1 protein-coding gene is annotated in these 442 nt (G+C 52.7%); it reads left to right on the top strand.

Annotated features, from left to right (window positions below; all coding sequences use genetic code 11):
• Positions 1-130 precede the first annotated feature (130 nt).
• Positions 131-436, top strand: a complete 306-nt coding sequence (locus tag NE591_RS12420) for a Rep family protein (RefSeq protein WP_256156766.1) — start codon at positions 131-133, stop codon at positions 434-436.
• Positions 437-442: the final 6 nt, after the last annotated feature.

The raw sequence follows: 442 nt of genomic DNA, 5'->3' as shown, positions 1-442 counted from the left end.
CGCCGTCGTCCAGGGAGAACTCCATGGCGCAGATCGTGCGATCGAAGTCGTCAACATAGCCGGCGAACTCGATGGGCTGCCCCAGCAAGCTTGGCGGCAGCAGGGGCATTCAAGACAAGGAGATTATAGCATGGCTAGGTCTGAAGCCCAGAAACGTGCGGATAAGAAGTACGAAAAGAAACGTGCAGCACGTAAGGATTACTGGCTCTTTGAGTTCTATCCAGATAGTGCGCCGGAGAACTGGCGCGAGATTATCAACGGTTGGCTTGTCGACTGCCTTGTCTCACCGCTCCACGATTCCGATGTGAACGAGGACGGTACACCAAAGAAGCCGCATTGGCATGGAATCCTGTTTTTCGACAGCGTTAAATCGTTCGAGCAGGTTAAGGAACTCGTTGCACCGCTTAATGGACCAATCCCTATCATCCCAAAGTGAACGAAA

This window comes from Adlercreutzia sp. DFI.6.23, assembly GCF_024462535.1.
In the GTDB taxonomy this organism is placed as follows: domain Bacteria; phylum Actinomycetota; class Coriobacteriia; order Coriobacteriales; family Eggerthellaceae; genus Adlercreutzia; species Adlercreutzia rubneri.
This window is presented reverse-complemented; position numbering and strand designations above follow the sequence as displayed.